Origin of the sequence: Polynucleobacter sp. AP-Melu-500A-A1, from assembly GCF_018882125.1 — a bacterium.
Taxonomy (GTDB): Bacteria; Pseudomonadota; Gammaproteobacteria; order Burkholderiales; family Burkholderiaceae; genus Polynucleobacter.
Window position 1 is genome coordinate 347,506 of the sequence record NZ_JACVOZ010000003.1, and the last position, 18,619, is coordinate 366,124.

Annotated in this window: 21 protein-coding genes and 2 tRNA genes; 4 read left to right on the forward strand and 19 right to left on the reverse strand. The window is 45.2% G+C overall.

Annotated elements, in window-relative coordinates:
* Positions 1 to 62: 62 nt before the first annotated feature.
* From dnaB to ICN38_RS08255, 6 genes are all read right to left on the reverse strand, one after another.
* Complete coding sequence (gene dnaB, locus ICN38_RS08230) at positions 63 to 1,502, reverse strand: replicative DNA helicase (RefSeq protein WP_370624386.1); 1,440 nt, start codon at positions 1,500 to 1,502, stop codon at positions 63 to 65.
* A gap of 24 nt (positions 1,503 to 1,526) precedes the next feature.
* Positions 1,527 to 1,979 carry a 50S ribosomal protein L9 gene (rplI, locus tag ICN38_RS08235; protein ID WP_216256584.1) on the reverse strand — a complete coding sequence of 151 codons (453 nt, stop codon included), beginning with the start codon at positions 1,977 to 1,979 and terminating at the stop codon, positions 1,527 to 1,529.
* Between the two features lie 13 nt (positions 1,980 to 1,992).
* The gene (rpsR, locus tag ICN38_RS08240) at positions 1,993 to 2,265 is read right to left on the reverse strand and encodes a 30S ribosomal protein S18 (protein WP_076022861.1); all 273 of its coding nucleotides are present in this window, start codon (positions 2,263 to 2,265) and stop codon (positions 1,993 to 1,995) included.
* Between the two features lie 13 nt (positions 2,266 to 2,278).
* Positions 2,279 to 2,572: a primosomal replication protein N gene (priB, locus tag ICN38_RS08245; protein WP_216256585.1), complete on the reverse strand. Its 294-nt coding sequence runs from the start codon at positions 2,570 to 2,572 to the stop codon at positions 2,279 to 2,281.
* Between the two features lie 59 nt (positions 2,573 to 2,631).
* Positions 2,632 to 3,006, reverse strand: coding sequence for a 30S ribosomal protein S6 (gene rpsF, locus ICN38_RS08250; RefSeq protein WP_216256586.1), 375 nt, complete (start codon positions 3,004 to 3,006; stop codon positions 2,632 to 2,634).
* A 136-nt stretch (positions 3,007 to 3,142) separates the two neighbouring features.
* Positions 3,143 to 4,216 carry an asparaginase gene (locus ICN38_RS08255; RefSeq protein ID WP_216256587.1) on the reverse strand — a complete coding sequence of 358 codons (1,074 nt, stop codon included), beginning with the start codon at positions 4,214 to 4,216 and terminating at the stop codon, positions 3,143 to 3,145.
* Positions 4,217 to 4,278: 62 nt separating this feature from the next.
* Here ICN38_RS08255 and lexA point away from each other — a divergent pair, with 62 nt between their 5' ends.
* On the forward strand, positions 4,279 to 4,998 hold the full coding sequence (lexA, locus tag ICN38_RS08260) for a transcriptional repressor LexA (RefSeq protein ID WP_216256588.1): 720 nt from the start codon (positions 4,279 to 4,281) through the stop codon (positions 4,996 to 4,998).
* A 71-nt stretch (positions 4,999 to 5,069) separates the two neighbouring features.
* Here the strand turns inward: lexA and ICN38_RS08265 are convergent, their stop codons facing one another.
* The 5 genes from ICN38_RS08265 to uvrC form a co-directional block, all read right to left on the reverse strand.
* Complete coding sequence (locus ICN38_RS08265; RefSeq protein ID WP_216256589.1) at positions 5,070 to 5,525, reverse strand: hypothetical protein; 456 nt, start codon at positions 5,523 to 5,525, stop codon at positions 5,070 to 5,072.
* A gap of 68 nt (positions 5,526 to 5,593) precedes the next feature.
* A tRNA-Cys gene (locus ICN38_RS08270) sits at positions 5,594 to 5,667 on the reverse strand.
* A gap of 49 nt (positions 5,668 to 5,716) precedes the next feature.
* Positions 5,717 to 5,792, reverse strand: a tRNA-Gly gene (locus ICN38_RS08275).
* A 116-nt stretch (positions 5,793 to 5,908) separates the two neighbouring features.
* On the reverse strand, positions 5,909 to 6,484 hold the full coding sequence (gene pgsA / locus ICN38_RS08280) for a CDP-diacylglycerol--glycerol-3-phosphate 3-phosphatidyltransferase (protein ID WP_216256590.1): 576 nt from the start codon (positions 6,482 to 6,484) through the stop codon (positions 5,909 to 5,911).
* Between the two features lie 34 nt (positions 6,485 to 6,518).
* Entirely contained in the window at positions 6,519 to 8,435 is a 1,917-nt protein-coding gene (gene uvrC, locus ICN38_RS08285) for an excinuclease ABC subunit UvrC (protein ID WP_216256591.1), read from the reverse strand.
* On the opposite strand from uvrC, the gene earP reads away from it, so the two are divergent.
* The 3 genes from earP (at position 8,434) to ICN38_RS08300 (ending at position 11,240) form a co-directional block, all read left to right on the forward strand.
* Complete coding sequence (gene earP, locus ICN38_RS08290; protein ID WP_216256592.1) at positions 8,434 to 9,504, forward strand: elongation factor P maturation arginine rhamnosyltransferase EarP; 1,071 nt, start codon at positions 8,434 to 8,436, stop codon at positions 9,502 to 9,504. The two genes, uvrC and earP, sit on opposite strands and share 2 nt — an antisense overlap.
* An 87-nt stretch (positions 9,505 to 9,591) precedes the next feature.
* Entirely contained in the window at positions 9,592 to 10,152 is a 561-nt protein-coding gene (gene efp, locus ICN38_RS08295; RefSeq protein WP_216256593.1) for an elongation factor P, read from the forward strand.
* Between the two features lie 74 nt (positions 10,153 to 10,226).
* The gene (locus tag ICN38_RS08300) at positions 10,227 to 11,240 is read left to right on the forward strand and encodes a GNAT family N-acetyltransferase (protein WP_216256594.1); all 1,014 of its coding nucleotides are present in this window, start codon (positions 10,227 to 10,229) and stop codon (positions 11,238 to 11,240) included.
* Here ICN38_RS08300 and nagZ read toward each other — a convergent pair.
* Genes nagZ through lepA form a run of 8 tightly spaced genes read right to left on the reverse strand, consistent with a single transcriptional unit; the run spans position 11,237 to position 18,618 of the window.
* On the reverse strand, positions 11,237 to 12,310 hold the full coding sequence (gene nagZ / locus ICN38_RS08305) for a beta-N-acetylhexosaminidase (RefSeq protein WP_216256595.1): 1,074 nt from the start codon (positions 12,308 to 12,310) through the stop codon (positions 11,237 to 11,239). The two genes, ICN38_RS08300 and nagZ, sit on opposite strands and share 4 nt — an antisense overlap.
* Before the next feature lie 40 nt (positions 12,311 to 12,350).
* On the reverse strand, positions 12,351 to 12,743 hold the full coding sequence (gene acpS, locus ICN38_RS08310; protein ID WP_216256596.1) for a holo-ACP synthase: 393 nt from the start codon (positions 12,741 to 12,743) through the stop codon (positions 12,351 to 12,353).
* A 29-nt stretch (positions 12,744 to 12,772) separates the two neighbouring features.
* Positions 12,773 to 13,516 carry a pyridoxine 5'-phosphate synthase gene (pdxJ, locus tag ICN38_RS08315; RefSeq protein ID WP_216256597.1) on the reverse strand — a complete coding sequence of 248 codons (744 nt, stop codon included), beginning with the start codon at positions 13,514 to 13,516 and terminating at the stop codon, positions 12,773 to 12,775.
* Positions 13,517 to 13,528: 12 nt separating this feature from the next.
* Complete coding sequence (gene recO, locus ICN38_RS08320) at positions 13,529 to 14,263, reverse strand: DNA repair protein RecO (protein ID WP_216256598.1); 735 nt, start codon at positions 14,261 to 14,263, stop codon at positions 13,529 to 13,531.
* Positions 14,264 to 14,268: 5 nt separating this feature from the next.
* On the reverse strand, positions 14,269 to 15,165 hold the full coding sequence (gene era / locus ICN38_RS08325; protein WP_216862736.1) for a GTPase Era: 897 nt from the start codon (positions 15,163 to 15,165) through the stop codon (positions 14,269 to 14,271).
* A gap of 44 nt (positions 15,166 to 15,209) precedes the next feature.
* Positions 15,210 to 16,001 carry a ribonuclease III gene (rnc, locus tag ICN38_RS08330; RefSeq protein ID WP_216256600.1) on the reverse strand — a complete coding sequence of 264 codons (792 nt, stop codon included), beginning with the start codon at positions 15,999 to 16,001 and terminating at the stop codon, positions 15,210 to 15,212.
* 5 nt (positions 16,002 to 16,006) lie between these two features.
* Entirely contained in the window at positions 16,007 to 16,813 is an 807-nt protein-coding gene (gene lepB / locus ICN38_RS08335) for a signal peptidase I (protein ID WP_216256601.1), read from the reverse strand.
* Positions 16,813 to 18,618, reverse strand: a complete 1,806-nt coding sequence (lepA, locus tag ICN38_RS08340) for a translation elongation factor 4 (RefSeq protein WP_216256602.1) — start codon at positions 18,616 to 18,618, stop codon at positions 16,813 to 16,815. The genes lepB and lepA overlap by 1 nt, the downstream gene beginning before the upstream one ends.
* Position 18,619 lies beyond the last annotated feature (1 nt).

Below are 18,619 nucleotides of genomic sequence, written 5' to 3' on the forward strand. Positions count from 1 at the left end.
ATCTCTTCAATTAAAAAGCCTCGCAATGCGAGGCTTTTTAATTATGGGGTACTCGATAACCTTTAGAAGGGTTCGTAACCACCAGAAGAATAGCCAATAGAGCCCACTGCCAAATTATCAAACTTGGTATAGGGTCCTTGCCAGCTCAAACGTATAGTTCCAATTGGGCCATTACGTTGCTTGCCGATAATAATCTCTGCAACCCCTTTATCAGTTGTGGTGTCAGGGTGATACACCTCATCACGATAAATAAACATAATCACATCGGCATCTTGCTCGATCGCGCCCGATTCACGTAAATCAGACATGATTGGACGTTTGTTTGGACGTTGCTCTAGACCACGATTGAGTTGTGATAATGCTACAACTGGACACTGCAATTCTTTAGCAAGTGATTTGAGTGAGCGTGAGATTTCAGAGATCTCAGTAGCACGGTTTTCTGATCCTGAACCACTCATCAACTGCAAATAATCAATCACTACCAGCCCTAAGGTACCGCCGAAGTTTCTGGCAATACGACGGGCTCTAGCACGCAATTCTAAGCTGGATAAGGCGCCTGTTTCATCTATCAAAATTTGGGTATTACTTAGACGCGCAATCGCATCCGTTACACGCGGCCATTCATCATCTTGCAATTTACCTGTACGCATACGACTTTGATCTACGCGACCAACGGAGCCTAACAAACGCGCCGCTAATTGCTCACCTGACATTTCCATTGAAAATATGACAACTGGTAAGCCTTCGGCTAAGGCCACGTTTTCGGCAATATTCAATGCCATTGCGGTTTTTCCCATCGAAGGTCTTCCCGCAATGATGACTAGGTCACCCTTTTGCAAACCACTGGTTTGTTTATCAAGGTCAATAAAGCCCGTTGCTATCCCAGTGATATCGCTGCCACCTTGGCGGTTATAGAGTTCATCAATTCTGGCGACCACTGAACGCAGTAAAGGCTCAATTTCCAGATAGTCAGATTTGCGACTCCCTTCTTCACCAATTTGCAAAATGCGCGATTCTGCTTCATCTAGCAGCGTTCTCACAGAACGCCCTTCAGGAATAAAAGCAGAACTCACAATGCTGTCAGAAACTTCGATCAAGCGACGCAAGATACTGCGATCGCGCACAATATCTGCATAACCTTTGATATTGGCAGCGCTAGGCGTGCTTTGAGCTAAAGAGTTTAAGTAATCAATACCAACGAGGTCGCCACCCTGCTCTGATTTGACTGCTTCATGCACAGTAATAACGTCAGCTGGCTGGTTGTCGCTGACTAAACGCTGAATGACCTTATAGATCAGAGCATGTTCAGGGCGATAGAAATCTTTATCAGTTAATACACCACCTAGGCGATCCCAGGCTGTGTTATCGATCAGTAGACCACCGAGCAAAGACTGCTCGGCTTCTACAGAATGCGGCGGGACTTTTAAAGCCTGCACGACTGCATCCCCAGAACCCATCATGCCGGGATTCAGCATAACGGAACGTGGACGGGATTCAGCCATGAGGCTAGTTTACAGATGTAAAACTTAAGCTTGCTCGCCAACTACACGAATAGTGATATCAGCCACTACATCGGTATGCACAGCAACCGCTACAGGGTGATCACCAACCATTTTCAACGGGCCAGTAGGCAAACGAACGGAGGCTTTCTCAATCGTAAAGCCCTTAGCTTTTAAAGCATCAGCGATGTCATGATTGGTTACAGAACCAAACAAACGACCGTCAACACCCGCTTTTTGACCGATTTCGAGTACTAAGTCTTTCAGCTTTGCGCCAATAGCTTGGGCAGCAGCCAATTTCTCGGCAGCCACTTTTTCCAACTCAGCACGACGGACTGCAAAGTCAGCGATAGCTGCGTCAGTTGCACGACGTGCTTTGCGTTGTGGGATTAAGAAATTGCGAGCGTAACCGTCTTTAACACGAACGATGTCACCAAGGTTGCCCAAGTTGATTACTTTTTCTAAAAGAATGATTTGCATTGAGGGCTCCTAATTATTTCTTATGTTGATCGGAGAATGGCAGCAAAGCCAAGAAACGGGCACGCTTGATAGCAGTGTCTAACTGACGCTGATATTTTGCTTTTGTACCTGTTAAACGAGCAGGAGTGATCTTGGCGTTTTCGCCAATAAAATCCTTCAATGTATCTACATCTTTGTAGTCAATCTGTTCTACGCCAGCAACAGTGAAACGGCAATAACGTTTACGCTTGAACAATGGGTTCTGAGCTGGTTTCTTTTTGAAATCGGGTTTCTTTCCAAACGCCATGATGATTTCCTCTTTAATTTTTCAATTGAATATGGGTAATATGGAAAACAAGTCTTTGATTACGCAAGGTCTTGGGTGCTAAAAATCCTTCAAACACTGCTTGGGTTCCTAAGTCCATTTGCTCAATGCCCTTTTGAATAGGGCCTATTGCAAGGGCTTCCACGCTCATCTGAATTTTCCTTGCCACTCCTACCTCGTTTGCTTGACCGCTATGTTCCAGCTGGCAATGCATCACCGGTATTCCTGCAGGTGTAAATCGAATCGCGTCTTTAGATACCAAGATTGCAGTGAGGGTGAAATGATTCAACGCCGCTCCGCCACTCTGATACGTTTTCTAGTCTCTGTATTCCTCTTCAAATTTATAACTTAGGCTGTCGCTACAGGAGCTTCAGTTTGAGCTGATTTACGCGCTTCTTCACGTTGCACTTCTTTCATCATGATGGAAGGCTCAGTTTCAGCTTTCTTAGTCTTGATAATGAGGTGACGCAAAACAGCATCATTAAATTTGAATGCATGCTCGAGCTCTTCCAGAGTTTTCTGGTCGCACTCAATGTTCATGCAAACGTAATGGGCTTTAGCAAGCTTGTCGATCATGTAAGCCATCTGACGACGACCCCAATCTTCAATACGATGAATTTTGCCGCCCGCAGCTGCTAATGTAGCTTTGTAGCGATCGATCATCGCAGGCACTTGCTCGCTTTGGTCCGGATGGACGATAAAAACGATTTCATAATGACGCATCTAACACTCCTTAAGGATAAAGTCACCTGGGCGTCTTGCTAACTTCCGATGGTTTTTAAAGTTAGCGCCAGTGTGACAAGGTAGTAACAAATTGTAGGTAAAACTTACAACACTTTTAAAGCCGCTTTTTCAGCGCTTACCCAATAACAGGCAAGACCGCTATTCTAGCAAAAAAATCCTGCCAAGTCAGGGGTTTACCCATCATCTTTGCTTGTTTTTCAGCATTAAGAGCCAACTGAAGCGCAATTCTGGCTCTGGGAGCAGTCAAACTACCGGCAGCTAAGTAGCCAATGGGATCTTTTTCAGGAATATCAGAATAGGTTATGCCTGCGCCTGTCCTAGTGGTTCTCACCAAGGCAATGCCTTTGCTCACTCCCAGCGTCAGCGGAGCCTGCCATGCATCATGAAAGCCCCCCATTCCACTACCAGCCAGCACCAAGCCTTTAACCTCACTATCCAACCAAAGGGATACCGTCTCAGGACGTGCGCCAGCATGACTAGTCAAAATTTCTACCCAAGGCCATTCACCACCCTCTGGAATCGGCAGATCTTCTGTCCAGGCAGCTTGGACAGCCTTCACACCGGATAACCAGGATGGATTAATTAAACCGGCTGAACTACTAGGAGAAGCCTGAAGTGGAGCATTGAGTGCGGTTGTATGGCGTTTTGCCAAGTCCATTGCCAGACAAGCCCTGCCGTCCATTACCGCATAAATGCCGCCCGGACAGTTATCTAAGGGGGTTGCAGCCCATTTCACAGCATCCAGTAAATTCGATGGCCCATCGGCTCCGGGAGCGTTGCTGGGGATCATAGCACCCGTCAGAATGACCCGTTTGCCGAGTCGATTTGCATGTCGACCACAAGTTAACTGCAAAAAAATCCCCGTTTCCTCAATGGTGTCAGTGCCATGGGTGACTACGATTCCTAATATGGCTGGATCCTCGAGGGATGCATAAACACGCTCTCCAAGACTGCTTAGCAAGGGTTCAGATAAGTTACGGCTATTGATGTTGGCCAACTGCTGGGAAATCAGATTTACCCCTTTAGGGATGGCGGATTTAATATGCGACACCAGTGATTCCACACCCACCTGCCCAGCAGCATATTCCAGCGGCCTTTCTGCAGCAGATGCCAGTCCCGCAATGGTGCCACCCATCCCTAATACCAAAATATAGGGTGATTTTTCAGGGTGCATTAGATTTGAGCTCATCTTTCCATTATCCCCCGCTAAAAATCCTTGAATTCTTAAATACTGCTGTATACAATCCCAGTATGGACATAAATACAGTCGATTATCTTGAGGAGCTGACTGCCCTCCCTAAGCTCACTCCCCGTCAGAGCGAGATCTTGGAACTCATTTCTAGGGCGATCGATGAAAGTGGCTTGCCACCTACACGCGCAGAAATTGCCAATCAACTTGGCTTTGCGTCTGCCAATGCCGCCGAAGAGCACTTACGTGCGCTAGCAAAAAAAGGCTACATCGAACTCACCCCCGGCACATCGCGCGGTATTCGCATTCCAAATCGTTTTAATCAAACACAACACTCTAATCAATACCGTCAGATGTCTTTGCCATCGGGTGCGCTACAACAACTCACGCTGCCATTAATTGGGCGTGTTGCTGCAGGATCTCCCATCATGGCAGTGGAGCATATTGAAAAACAAGTGCCAATCGATCCAAACTTATTTAGTAAAGGTGCGGATTACTTGTTAAAAGTAAAAGGTATGAGCATGCGCGATGCAGGCATCTTAGATGGTGATTATTTGGCTGTAAGAAAAACCACTGAAGTTCGCAATGGCGATATTGTGGTTGCTCGCCTTGACGATGAAGTCACTGTCAAGCGCTGGCTGCAAAAGAAAACTGCGAATGGCATGGTCATTGAATTGCAAGCAGAAAATCCAGACTTCAAAAATATTGTGGTCGATAGCCGCCAAACTAACTTTGCTATTGAAGGTCAGGCTGTAGGGCTCATCAGGGCTGAAGGCCTATAAAGCAGTGGGCTAAAGAAAAAGACCTCTTTAAGAGGTCTTTTTTTATTGCATCGAATATCTATTTTCTAGACTTATTTTTTGGGAGCTATGACGTTTGCATTCTTAGGGGATGCTGTTATCGTAATCAATGTTTTAGGTCCTGTAAAAGAACCATCATTTAATTCCACAGTAGAAGTCCGATCACCTTTAGTAAAAACCAAGATGCTCGTCTTTGCTTTGATTGCACTGACTGTAGTCCATCCTGCCTTAGGATATTCAGCTTGGAAGAAAGCGTAAATATCTGTTGAATTTTGTACTCCAGATAAAACTGCTCTACCAACCCAGTTATCGCCGCGTCCAATAATTAAAGAATCGGCGCTCAAAATTTTAGAGCCTGCAGGCAATGGCATATCCCCCAAGAGTTGTGCCTGGATTTCTTGAGCCTCGCTTGAGGCACTAGAAGAATCACCAGATGAAGCACATGCGAGCAACATCAATGAAAGTAATGTTGCGGAGATGCTGCCTCTAGAAAAAATGGAGAAATTCATAATCTGTTTACCTAACAATTGAATAAAACCATTTTAGGGAATGTCCTTAAATCGTCAAGGCAAATTACTGGAGGCGCGTGAGGGAATCGAACCCCCGTACGAAGCTTTGCAGGCTCCTGCCTAACCACTCGGCCAACGCGCCAAATACTTTAATCAAAAATGGGAAGCTTTTTAGGGCTTCCCATCGAACTTGGAGCGGGAAAGGAGGTTCGAACTCCCGACCTATACCTTGGCAAGGTATCGCTCTACCAGCTGAGCTATTCCCGCATAACAGGGCGACAGTTTAACAAACAATCCAAAAGAAAGCATTATTCCTCTTCCGCAGAAAGATTACTTCAATCGAGATAGGGCTTTAAAGCTTATCTGGCTAGGCTTTAAGAGAATTAATATATTTTGCCAGCCAACTGCGGTAATGCTTTTTTCATGTAGTAAAACATTGACCATAGCGTTAAAAACGAAGCCACCCAGATTAACCATGTACCTACTCTTGCACAATCTAACCAACCAAATAAAGTGTCGTTGAGTAATAGAAAAGGGATGGCGATCATCTGGGCAGTCGTTTTTAGCTTTCCAACCATATGCACTGCGACGCTCTTTCCAGCCCCAAGTAATGCCATCCATTCTCTCAGTGCAGAGATCGTAATTTCACGGCCAATAATGATGAGGGCTACCCATACCTGAACTCGATCCATATTCAGTAACACCAAGAGAGCAGCGGCAACGATGAGTTTATCGGCCACTGGATCCAAGAATTGCCCAAAGGCAGATTCTTGTTTCATTTTTCTCGCTAAAAATCCATCTAGCCAGTCAGTCACTGCCGCAGAAACAAACAGAATCGTTGCAATGAGATTTTTCTCGAATGGAGAAAGCAAGTCATTGGGAAGATAAAAGACTGCTACCAGCAAAGGAATTGCTGCAACCCGTAACCAGGTTAATGCGATTGGTAGATTGAATGGCATGGACGAAGAATAAACTAATTCAGGTTGATATTGCCTAATGAAGCTGCCGATAAATTTGCTCTGCCAGAGTCAGTGAAACCCCTTCAACACTAGCAATTTCCTCAATGCTGGCATTAGCCACTCCCTTTAAACCTCCAAAACGGGCTAATAACTTCTGTCGACGTTTAGCACCTATCCCTTCAATCTCCTCAAGACGAGAAACGGTTCTCGCCTTAGCTCGCTTGGCTCGCATTCCAGTGATTGCAAAACGATGGGCCTCATCACGAATCTGCGCGACCAACAATAGGGCGGCACTATCAATACCAAGCTCCAGTGGCGTTCTACCATCAGCAAAAATCAGAGTTTCTAATCCAACCTTGCGCCCTTCGCCTTTGGCAACGCCAACAATTAAACCAATATCAATACCGAATTCTGAAAAGACTTGACGTGCCATTTCTACTTGACCTTTTCCACCATCAATCAAGATGACCTGGGGAATTTTTTCTAAAGGCAACTCCTGGAAGTTTGCATAGCGTCTTTGTAATACCTGACGCATTGCTGCATAGTCATCGCCCGGCGTAATGTCATTAATATTAAAGCGTCGATACTCTCCGGACTGCATGGCATTTTTTGTATAGACCACACAAGATGCTTGTGTTGCTTCACCAGAAGTGTGACTAATATCAAAACATTCAATCCGTAACTGTTCTAAATTTTCTAACTCTAAGCTAAGAATATCGGCTAATGAACGTGCTCTCGCTAGCTGTCCACCCGTCTCTACTAAGCGCTTAGTCAAGGCCAGCTTTGCATTTCCCTCGGCCATCCCAAGCCAATGACGGCGCTGCCCCTGCGGTTGATGCAAGAAGGTAATTTTTCTGCCTGCTTGGGCATTTAATAAATCATGTAAATCTTCAGGTGGAGTCTCACTGAGCATTAAGCCGTCATCACTCGCTGACTGTAATGCATGATTTAAAACCAATACTGGGGGAATATGATTTGTACTAGAGGGTTCATCCCCTATCACTTCATCTAAATAATGTTGCGCAATAAATGCTTCGAGTATTTCTGCTGGAGATGGAAGCTCGCCAGAGCTAGAACGTAGACCTTTTGGAAAATATGCTCGATCGCCAAGATGTCGGCCACCACGTACCATGGCCAGATTCACGCAGACCATCCCCTCTGTTTGCGCAACTGCAATGATGTCTACATCGCCCTCACCTTCAGCAACGGTATCCATAGACTGTTGTTGTAAAACACTTGAGAGATCAGCAATTCGATCGCGCAGCACTGCGGCCATTTCAAATTCCATTGCCTCACTATGCGCATGCATTTCTTTTTCTAATTCAGATAGAACCCTGCTATGGTCGCCCTCTAAGAAGCGCGTTGCCTGGGCCACATCTTGGCCATACTGCTCAACACTTAAGCGCCCGACACAGGGAGCGCTACAGCGATGGATTTGGTGCAACAAACAGGGACGACTGCGATTTTTAAACACCGAGTCTTCACAGGTTCGTAGACGAAATACCTTTTGAAGTATTTGAATGCTATTGCGTACTGCCCAAGAATTTGGAAAAGGTCCGAAATAGTGATTTCGTTTATCGACTTTTCCGCGATAAGACGCTAGCCTAGGAAACTGATGACCTGTTAGCATCACATAGGGATAAGACTTATCATCTCTAAATAAAATATTGAATAGCGGTGCTAATTCCTTAATAAGGTTGTTTTCTAGAATAAGGGCTTCAGTTTCCGTCCGTGTTACCGTGGTTTCGTAGCGGGCGATTTTGCCCACCATAAGCTCAATGCGCGGCGAAAGCTGGGTGCGTTGAAAATAACTAGATACCCGTTTTTTGAGATTGCGCGCTTTGCCTACATATAGAATCTGTCCCGCTTCATCAAAGAATCGATACACCCCCGGCAATCCGGGTAGCCGTTTAACGTCCTGCTGAAGGTTTTCAAAAAGCGAATTACTCATGCGTTGGGATATTTTCTGCCAAATCGTAGACAACTATGGTGATGCCGGTATTTGTTGGCGCCTAGCCCGAAGCTTATCAAGTCTTCATGGCCAAGATGTCCGTATTTTTTGCGATGACTTGCCAACCCTTAATTTACTCGATTCTGGAGTAGACCATGCAATTATGAAAAGGGTGGAACTACTGCCTTGGGAAGCAAGCTATTCTAATGCGCGTCACCCAGTGCAAGCCCCCGATGTCGTCCTTGAGGCGTTTGGCTGTGAGCTACCTGAACGCTATCTAGCAGGACTCTTTATTGCCGCGATAAAACCCATCATCATTAATCTAGAGTATCTGAGTGCTGAGCCGTGGATTATGGACTTTCACGGCAAACCATCACCACAGTCTCATGGCATCCCAAAGTATTTTTTCTTTCCAGGCTTTCAAGATGAAGTAGGCGGCTTACTACTTGATCCTATACCTTTGCCAGGAGAACTCACTGCCCAGAAAATTCCTCGGGATCTCCAGGAAGTTTGGTTAAAGCTTAGGCCAAAAGCTAAGCGCATCAGCATCTTTTGCTACCCTGGAGCCCCATTGCAAAAATGGCTGGATGACCTAGACACGATGGATGAGGAATTCGATATTCTTCTCACGCATGGTCACTCAGAGATGTTGGCGCTATCAACGAGAAAACAAATATCCCTCCCCAAAAATCTTCAACTTCTCTCAATTCCATTTGTCTCACAAGATGAATATGACTGGGTGCTTTCCCAATGTGATTTCAATATCGTGAGAGGAGAGGATTCATTTGTGAGGGCTCAGTTAGCGGGCAAGCCTTTCATATGGCATATTTATCCCCAAGAAGATCGGGCACATGAAGTCAAACTAGCAGCCTTTTTGGATCTTTACCTAGAGAGTGCAAATCAGGAACTCAGACTTGCGATCATCGCCGCCATGACCTGGGCCATGCCAAGCACTTGGCTGAGCTCTATAGATAAATGGAGTGCTCATTCCCTAGCCTGGCGCTCCCAGTTACTTGAAAAACAGCAGGATGGTGGCTTATCTGCCCGTCTATTGAGGTTCGTTGCTTAATTCAAAGCAACAAAGGCTTGTGGGCGGTTACAATCTTGTTTTTGATAAAAACCGCAGAAAAATAGCTCTGCACCCAGGAATAGCAAGATGAAAACAGCACAAGAACTCCGCGTTGGTAACGTAGTCATGATTGGTACTGATGCCATGGTCGTTTTGAAGGCCGAATATAGCCGCTCCGGTCGCAACTCTTCAGTTGTGAAAATGAAATTTAAGAATTTGTTAACTGGTGCACCGAACGAAGGTGTTTATAAAGCTGATGACAAGTTTGATGTGGTTATCTTGGATAAGAAAGATTGCACCTATTCTTATTTTGCTGATCCGATGTACGTATTTATGGATACCGAATACAACCAATATGAAGTGGAATCTGAATTCATGGGTGATGCATTGAACTACCTGGAAGAAAGCATGCCATGCGAAGTAGTGTTCTACGAAGGGAAGGCACTCTCTGTAGCCATGCCAAACTCCTTGGTTCGTGAAATCATTTATACAGAGCCAGCTGTTAAAGGCGACACCAGCTCAGGTAAAGTATTGAAGAACGCTAAACTAGCTACTGGCTATGAGTTGCAAGTTCCCCTCTTCTGCAATACTGGCGATAAAATTGAAATTGATACCCGCACTGGTGAATACCGCAGTCGTGCCAACTAATTTCTGAGTCTTATAACTAAAAAGTCCGGTATGCCGGGCTTTTTTATTTGCTTTCTCAAGGTCATAATATCGCCATGAGCAATGACATCACTCCAGAAATTAGACTTCTCAAAGTCACTGATATCCCGCAACTCATTGACTGCGTCAAACGGTGCTATGGAGATAGCTACCCCTTCCATGAAATGTATGATCCAGTTGCTGTACAAAAGCTGGTGGATGACAAACTCATGCACTCCGTTGTTGCACAACACCCTGATGGGCATTTAATTGGTCATTGCGCACTCACTTTTGATGGCGCCAACAATACCGCCCCTGAAGCTGGCAAGATGATTGTTGATCCTGACTTTCGGGGTCACCACATTGCTGAAGCAATGGCCAAGAAACGCATTGAGATTGCCAAAGAATTAAATTTAGTAGGCTTTTGGACTGACTGTGTCACTAACCATCCTTATAGCCAGGATGAAATGATTGCCTTTGGCGCTCAAGAGACTGGGGTTTTATTGGGTGCCTCACCTTCACGAGAGATGGCTGGTTTGCAAAACTTTACTGATACCAGGATGTCGTTCTTATCATGCTACCTTGCCTTAAGGGAGAGTATAAATACAGTTTATCTACCTAAAAATCACTTAGATTTTGTGAGTAATTTAGCAAATCAGATTAAGGTGGATAGAAAGATTACGGAATCAAGTGCGCTCGGATCTGGTAAATCAGAATATAGCGTCATGGTTAATCCTGAGACCCAAATGGCCAATATCAAAATTCAACATATTGGGGAAGACTTTTCTTTTGCCATCAGCTCTGAACTTTCAAAGCTTGAGCCTCAGAAACTAGCCTATACGATGTTAAACCTCCCGATATCTCAAGCAGCTGCCGCCCTAGCCTTTTCTCAATTAGAAGCGATGGGATTCTTTTGGGGTGCTTGGCTTCCCAATTATTCAGCAGAGGGCGATGTTCTGCGCCTACAAAAGTTACATGAATCTGTAAATGTCGATGAGATTATTTGCGCAAGAGCACAGGGAGACGATATTAAGAAGTATGTCATCGCCGAATGGAATCGAGTAGGGAAAAATAATCCTCGTATTTGCTAAATCAAGCTGAATTGTTTTAGTAAGCCTTTTGCGTGTTGATACTGCGCCTCGTCCTGCAAATCATCCCAAGCCAGCGCTGGTGACTGAGGCATCAATCGGTTTAAACGCTCTGTAGATTCTGCTTGCTTTGTTTTAGATACTTTAAGTTTTGCCAATAATTGATCAGCTAAATCTGGGCGATTACAAATAAGAACTGCATCACAACCTGCGTCCAAGGCCATCTCGGCACCTTTCACGACAGAGCCCGCAACACTTGCACCTTCCATCGATAAATCATCGCTAAAGATGACACCCTCAAAACCCAACTCTTGACGGAGAATCGAGTGCAACCAAATCTTCGAGAACCCTGCTGGATTTTTATCTACCTTTGGATAAATGACATGGGCAGGCATCACTGCAGCTAGGCTGAGGTCTAGCCATTCATAGGGTTTAGCGTCATCGTTCAAAATTTCTTTTAGAGGACGTTCATCAACTGGGATAGCCACATGGGAATCCGCTTGCGCCCAGCCATGGCCCGGAAAGTGCTTTCCGCAGTTAGCCATATCCGCTAAACGCAGACCTTCATTCAAACTTTTTGCCAAGGCAAAGACGATTTGCGGATCTCGACTAAATGATCGATCACCAATCACACCGCTTCGACCAAAATCTAAATCCAATACTGGAGTAAAACTAAAGTCAACTCCGCAGGCACGCAGTTCAGCAGCCAATACATAACCACAAGCAGTAGCAGCGGCCATTGCTAAGGCTGCAGATTCTGCTGGATGGGTAGATTTATATTGTGTTGACCATAACTCACCTAACTTACGCATTGCCGGAAGATGGGTAAAACCATCCGTCTTGGCACGTTGGACTCGACCACCCTCATGATCGATTGAAATCAAAACATCAGGACGCAGTGTCTTAATAGCTGCAGTTAATTTAGTGAGTTGCTGACGATTAGCAAAGTTCCTACCAAACAAAATGACCCCACCTGTTAAGGGATGCAAAATTCTTTCTCGATCTTGCTCATTTAACTCAAGACCAAGGACATCAAGCGTAATAGGTCCCGGGCTGAAGGGGGATTTACTCATCTCTTCCTCTTTTTTACTGTGGCAATTTATTATTTGAGTTTTACTTCTGAACGACGATGACATGGGCAATTGCCATATCCTGCTCATCACTCACTGTGACCTGTGCTTCCCAATTTTTTTCCTGCATAAACTGGGCTAACGCTCCAAGATAAGAGGTAAAAGGCTTTCCACTGGGCTCATTCAGGGTTTGTAAAGTCCTCCAAGTCATCGGCATTCTCATACCTAGGCCAATTGCCTTTGAGAAAGCTTCTTTAGCAGCAAAGCGTGTAGCCAAAAAAGCCATCCCACGTTTGTGATTTCTGGCGAGTCGGTGTTTGAACACCAACATTTCATCAGGTCCCAAGACTTTTTCTGCAATGCGACCTTGTGTACGATCATAAGCAGCTTGTAAGCGTGCTATCTGCAAGATATCCGTTCCAATGCCGATAATCATTTGTATATTTAAATCCCTTAGGCTGTGATCTAAGTTTGCTTACGTCCCTGAACCATCAAAGACTTCATATCTAATATGGCTTTTTGCCAACCCTTGAATAATGCCTCAGCCACAATGGCATGCCCAATATTAAGCTCGGATAAATCAGTAATCGCAGCAATGGGGATAACATTACCCTCGTGCAAGCCATGCCCCGCATTTACTCTGAGTCCAATACTTACTCCATATGCGGCAGCCTTTTTAATGCGCTCTAACTCTTTAATCTGTTCATTGCCCGTTACATCGGCATAACGGCCAGTATGTAATTCAATCACAGTAGCGCCAAGTTCTTTAGCAGCAGCAATTTGCTTTTCATCGGGATCAATAAATAATGACACCCGAATACCAGCCTCTTGCAACTGGTTAATTGCAAGTTTCACCGCATCGTAGTGACCCAGTACATCTAAGCCACCTTCAGTAGTGACCTCTGCACGCTTTTCGGGAACTAAACAGACATCATGCGGCTTGACCTGGCAGGCAATCTCAATCATTTCTGGAGTGACAGCGCATTCTAGATTCATCCGGGTTTTAATTAAGGGTCGTAATGCTAATAAATCTGCATCTTTAATATGGCGACGATCTTCACGTAAATGTAGGGTAATCAAATCTGCGCCCGCCTCTTCTGCTAAACGTGCGGCTTTCAACGGGTCTGGGTAAGCGGTGCCCCGGGCGTTCCGCAAAGTGGCAACGTGATCAATATTGATACCAAGTTCAAGGGCTTTAGATGCTGTCATCTCTGTAGATTACTAGATTTTTTTAAGATCAATCAAAATTTGACGAGTAGTGAGCACCTGGTCTTGAAGATGAAGGCCCAATAAGAAACGCATGAGTTGCTTACTCTCAGAAAGCGTTTCTGTATCTGAAAAATCTCCAGCAGCAATTGCCAAGAGCGATTTTCCATTGAGGACTGGCCAGTGGCCTGGGTCATCTACCTGCGCAGGCCGGACACCTCGCTCTGGTTGATAAACATACTGCTCACCCGCCAGAGGGGCTGCGTTAGTCTCAACGCAGCGATCCAATGCGGCTGCGTACCCTGTCTGCTGTAATAAAGTGAGCTCAAAAGGACGCAGGATTTCTTCTAAACCCTTGGACTCAAATTCAAGATTAGAGAGGGCATTAATTGTTTGAGCATAAGAATCGTAGAGTTTTTCATATTCATCCTCACGTGCCAAAAACTTTACCAAGAGCTCATTAAGATAAAAGCCACAGAGCAAAGCATCCCCAACCAATGCAGGCATACCGCCAACCCATTCAGACTTGGTGAGGGTGCGTAACTCAGATTTACCACTCCAAGACACTAACAGCGGCTGAAAGCGCTGCAATACTGGACGCAAAGTGGAGTGTGGACGCTTTGCGCCCTTAGCGATCAAAGCCATCCGGCCATGCTGGCGAGTAAAGACATCCAAAATTAAGCTAGTTTCTTTGTAGGGAATGCTATGCAATACAAAAGCAGGTTCGTCAGCAACACGAATCGAGGCCATGGTTTTTATTCCAGACCTTGTGCCCGTAGCTCAGCACGATCATCAGCCCAACCACGCTTTACTTTGACCCAAGTCTCTAAAAAGACTTTGCCGTCGAATAACTTTTCCATGTCAATTCGGGCATCTGTAGAAATTTTCTTTAAACGTTCCCCTTTTTGACCAATGATCATCGCTTTATGACTATCGCGATCCACTAAAATCGTAGCAGCAATACGGCGCATCTTGCCATCCATCTTAAATTGATCAATGACAACGGTACTGGTGTAAGGCAACTCTTCACCAGTGAAGCGAAATACTTTTTCACGCAGAATTTCAGCAGCTAAGAAACGCTCACTACGATCCGTAATGGTTTCGCCATCATATACAGGAGGCGATTCAGGTAAATAACCCTCTAGGACATCAAGCAGCCTGTGAATATCGCCTGGACTTTTAGCGCTCATAGGAACGATTTCAGCAAACTCGCATTTCCCTTGATCCTCATGCCCACCTAATTCAGTCCAAGGTTGACTCATCTCTTTCATGAAATTGAGCAATGCTTGATCCCGCTCAGATGGCGTCTGAAAGCGGCTATTAAAAAGATCTAATTTATTGAGAACCAACACTACTGGCAAGTCATTGGGGAGCAGGCGAAGTACTTTCTTATCATCTTCACCATAGTAGCCAGCCTCAACTACAAAACAGGCGACATTCACATCTTGTAAGGCGGTAGTAACAGTGCGATTCAATGCTTTATTGAGGGTATTCATTAAACGCGTCTGGAAACCAGGGGTGTCTATAAAAATAAATTGGGCTTCTTCACGGTTCTGAACCCCTAAGATTCGGTGACGAGTCGTTTGAGCTTTGCGAGAAGTAATGCTGATCTTTTGTCCGACCAATGCATTGAGGAGTGTTGATTTGCCCATATTGGGACGCCCAACAATGGCGATAGTACCGCATCTAAACACGATTAGCCCTTCAGCTTGAGGTTCAACTGCTCTTCAGTCACTTCTTTTTTAGCCGCTTTTTTCTTGGCAGACCGAGTTTTCTTTGGTTTACGTGACTCTTGTGGCAAGGCTTTCAGCACTGCGATCAAAGCAATTTTTGCCGCAGCTTGTTCAGCTGCGCGGCGGGAGGCGCCCTCGCCTTTGACAGATACCTTCAAGCTTGGGATCAAACACTCTACTTCAAATTGCTGGTTATGTGCAGCACCCGTTGTACCGGTCACGTTATAAGTAGGTAAAGGTAATTGATAGCCTTGCAGGCATTCTTGTAATAGTGTTTTATCGTCTTTGCCCAAAGTCATTGGATCTACCTGAGCCAGAATGACAGAGTAGAGTTTTCGTAAGCAAGTCTTAGCAGATTCAAAACCACCATCTATAAAGATTGCGCCTGTGACTGCTTCTAGCGTGTCAGCCAATATAGAAGGTCGACGAAACCCACCACTCTTTAATTCTCCTTCACCCAAACGCAAATAGTCTGATAAAGATAAAGTTTGGGCAATCTCATATAGCGCTTGTTGCTTCACGAGATTTGCGCGCACACGAGAAAGATCGCCTTCATCTAAATCTGCATAACGTTCATAAAGCATTTCTGCGACGACGCAATTAAGAATAGAGTCTCCCAAAAATTCTAAGCGCTCATTATTCTTTTTGCTATGACTACGATGAGTCAGTGCCTGATTTAAGAGCTCAGGTTTTTTAAAGCTATATCCAAGACGCTCTTGAAGGGGTGCAGTGTCAATGACGGCGCGTGCACACATGATATTTACTCAAAGCCTCCGATACGGCCGAGGTTTCCTAGGTTAAGCCAAACGAAGAAAGCCTTACCCACCAGATTTTTATCAGGGACAAATCCCCAGTAACGAGAATCTGCACTGTTATCTCGGTTATCACCCATAGCAAAGTAATGGCCGGGCGGCACTTTACAAGTCAAGCCAGATTGTTGATATTGACAAAATTCTGCACCAGGAAAACGTTCGGTTGGGAAGACGCTTGCAGGCCGATCAGGATCATTCAAAATCTCATGACGATTGCCACCTAAATCGGTTGGAAAGGCTTCAGTAAAGCGCTTGGCATAACGCATATTCTCAGGATCGAGATAGGGTTCGCCGCCGCTATATTGCAAAGGCTGTCCATTAATGGTCAGGCGCTTATCTACGTATGCAATCACATCACCTGGGAGTCCAACCACTCGCTTAATGTAATCGACGGATTCATCACGTGGGTAACGAAACACTACAACATCACCGCGTTTTGGTGATCCCAAATCCACCACCTTCTGGTTCAATACTGGCAAGCGAATGCCATAGGTAAATTTATTCACTAGAATAAAGTCGCCAATTTGCAAGGTCGGAATCATGGAGCCAGATGGAATTTTGAATGGCTCCACCAGAAAAGAGCGCAACACAAATACCGCACAAATCACGGGGAAAAAACCAGCTGTGTACTCAAGCCAAAGCGGCATGCGATCAATGCCAGCCAATTTTCGTTGTGGCGCAAAGTAAAGTCTGTCAGCAACCCAAGCAATACCAGAAATGATCACTAAGATCAGGAGAATAAGGGCAAAATTCATTAGCCTTCTACCTGCAAAATGGCCAAGAAGGCCTCTTGTGGAATCTCGACGTTACCCACTTGCTTCATGCGCTTCTTACCCTCTTTCTGCTTTTCTAAAAGCTTACGTTTACGAGAGATGTCGCCACCATAACATTTAGCCAAAACGTTTTTACGTAAGGCTTTCACATTTTCGCGAGCCACGATATTGCTACCAATAGCTGCTTGAATCGCAACATCGAACATTTGGCGTGGAATAATGCCCCGCATCTTAGAGACTACTTCACGGCCACGGTGCTGGCTATTGCTCCTATGGACAATAACCGACAGAGCATCAACACGATCACCGTTAATTAAGATATCGACCTTCACAACATCTGCTGGGCGATATTCCTTAAATTCATAATCCATCGACGCATAGCCACGAGAGATGGATTTGAGACGGTCAAAAAAATCTAGCACTATCTCTGCCATCGGCAATTCATAAGTGAGTTGTACTTGTCGGCCAAGGTAATTCATACCCGTCTGAATACCGCGCTTACCAACACACAAAGTAATCACTGAACCCACATACTCTTGAGGCATATAGAGGTTGACAGTGACAATCGGCTCCATGATCGTATCGACCTTGCTGGTCTCTGGCATCTTAGAGGGGTTATCGACCATCAAGATCGTGCCATCAGATTGCTGTACTTGATAGACCACGGTTGGAGCAGTCGTAATCAAATTCATATCGTACTGACGCTCTAAGCGTTCTTGCACAATCTCCATATGGAGAAGGCCCAAGAATCCACAACGAAAACCAAATCCTAAGGCCTGAGAAACTTCTGGTTCATATAAGAGGGAAGCATCATTTAACTTGAGCTTCTCTAATGACTCACGCAATTGATCGTACTCACTAGCTTCAACTGGATAGAGACCAGCAAAGACCTGTGACTTCACCTCTTTAAATCCGGATAATGGTGTGGTGGCAGGTGTGCGGCCCTGCTGCCCAGTAGTATGGGTAACTGTATCACCCACCTTGGCAGCTTTTAATTCTTTAATACCGGCAATAATGAAGCCCACTTGACCGGCGCTAAGTTCAGGACGATCAACTGATTTCGGGCTAAAGACCCCAACGTGCTCAACTAAGTGGCTTGAGCCATGCGCCATCAAGGTAATTTTGTCCTTTGGTTTTAGCGTACCATTCACAACCCGCACCAACATCACAACCCCAACGTAGTTATCAAACCAAGAATCAATAATTAAGCATTGCAAAGGCGCGCTCGCATCGCCTTTCGGCGGTGGTACGCGACGGATCATTTCTTCAATGACTTCATGAACTCCCAGACCAGTCTTAGCAGAGCAAGTGATCGCATCCGTTGCATCAATTCCAATTACATCTTCAATTTCTTGAATAGCACGTTCAGGATCGGCCTGGGGTAAATCAATCTTATTAAGGACAGGAACCACTTCAACGCCCAATTCGATTGCCGTATAGCAGTTAGCAACGGTTTGCGCCTCAACGCCCTGACTAGCATCAACAACCAACAAAGCGCCTTCGCATGCAGACAAAGAGCGACTAACTTCATAAGAAAAGTCTACGTGCCCTGGTGTATCGATGAGATTAAGGTTATAAATCTTGCCGTCTTTGGCTTTGTAATTCAAAGCAGCGGTTTGGGCTTTGATCGTAATGCCGCGTTCACGCTCGATATCCATTGAATCTAGGACTTGAGCTTCCATCTCTCGATCGGAGAGGCCGCCGCAAATCTGAATAATACGATCGGCAAGCGTTGATTTGCCATGATCGATATGGGCGATGATAGAAAAATTGCGGATTAAATCCATA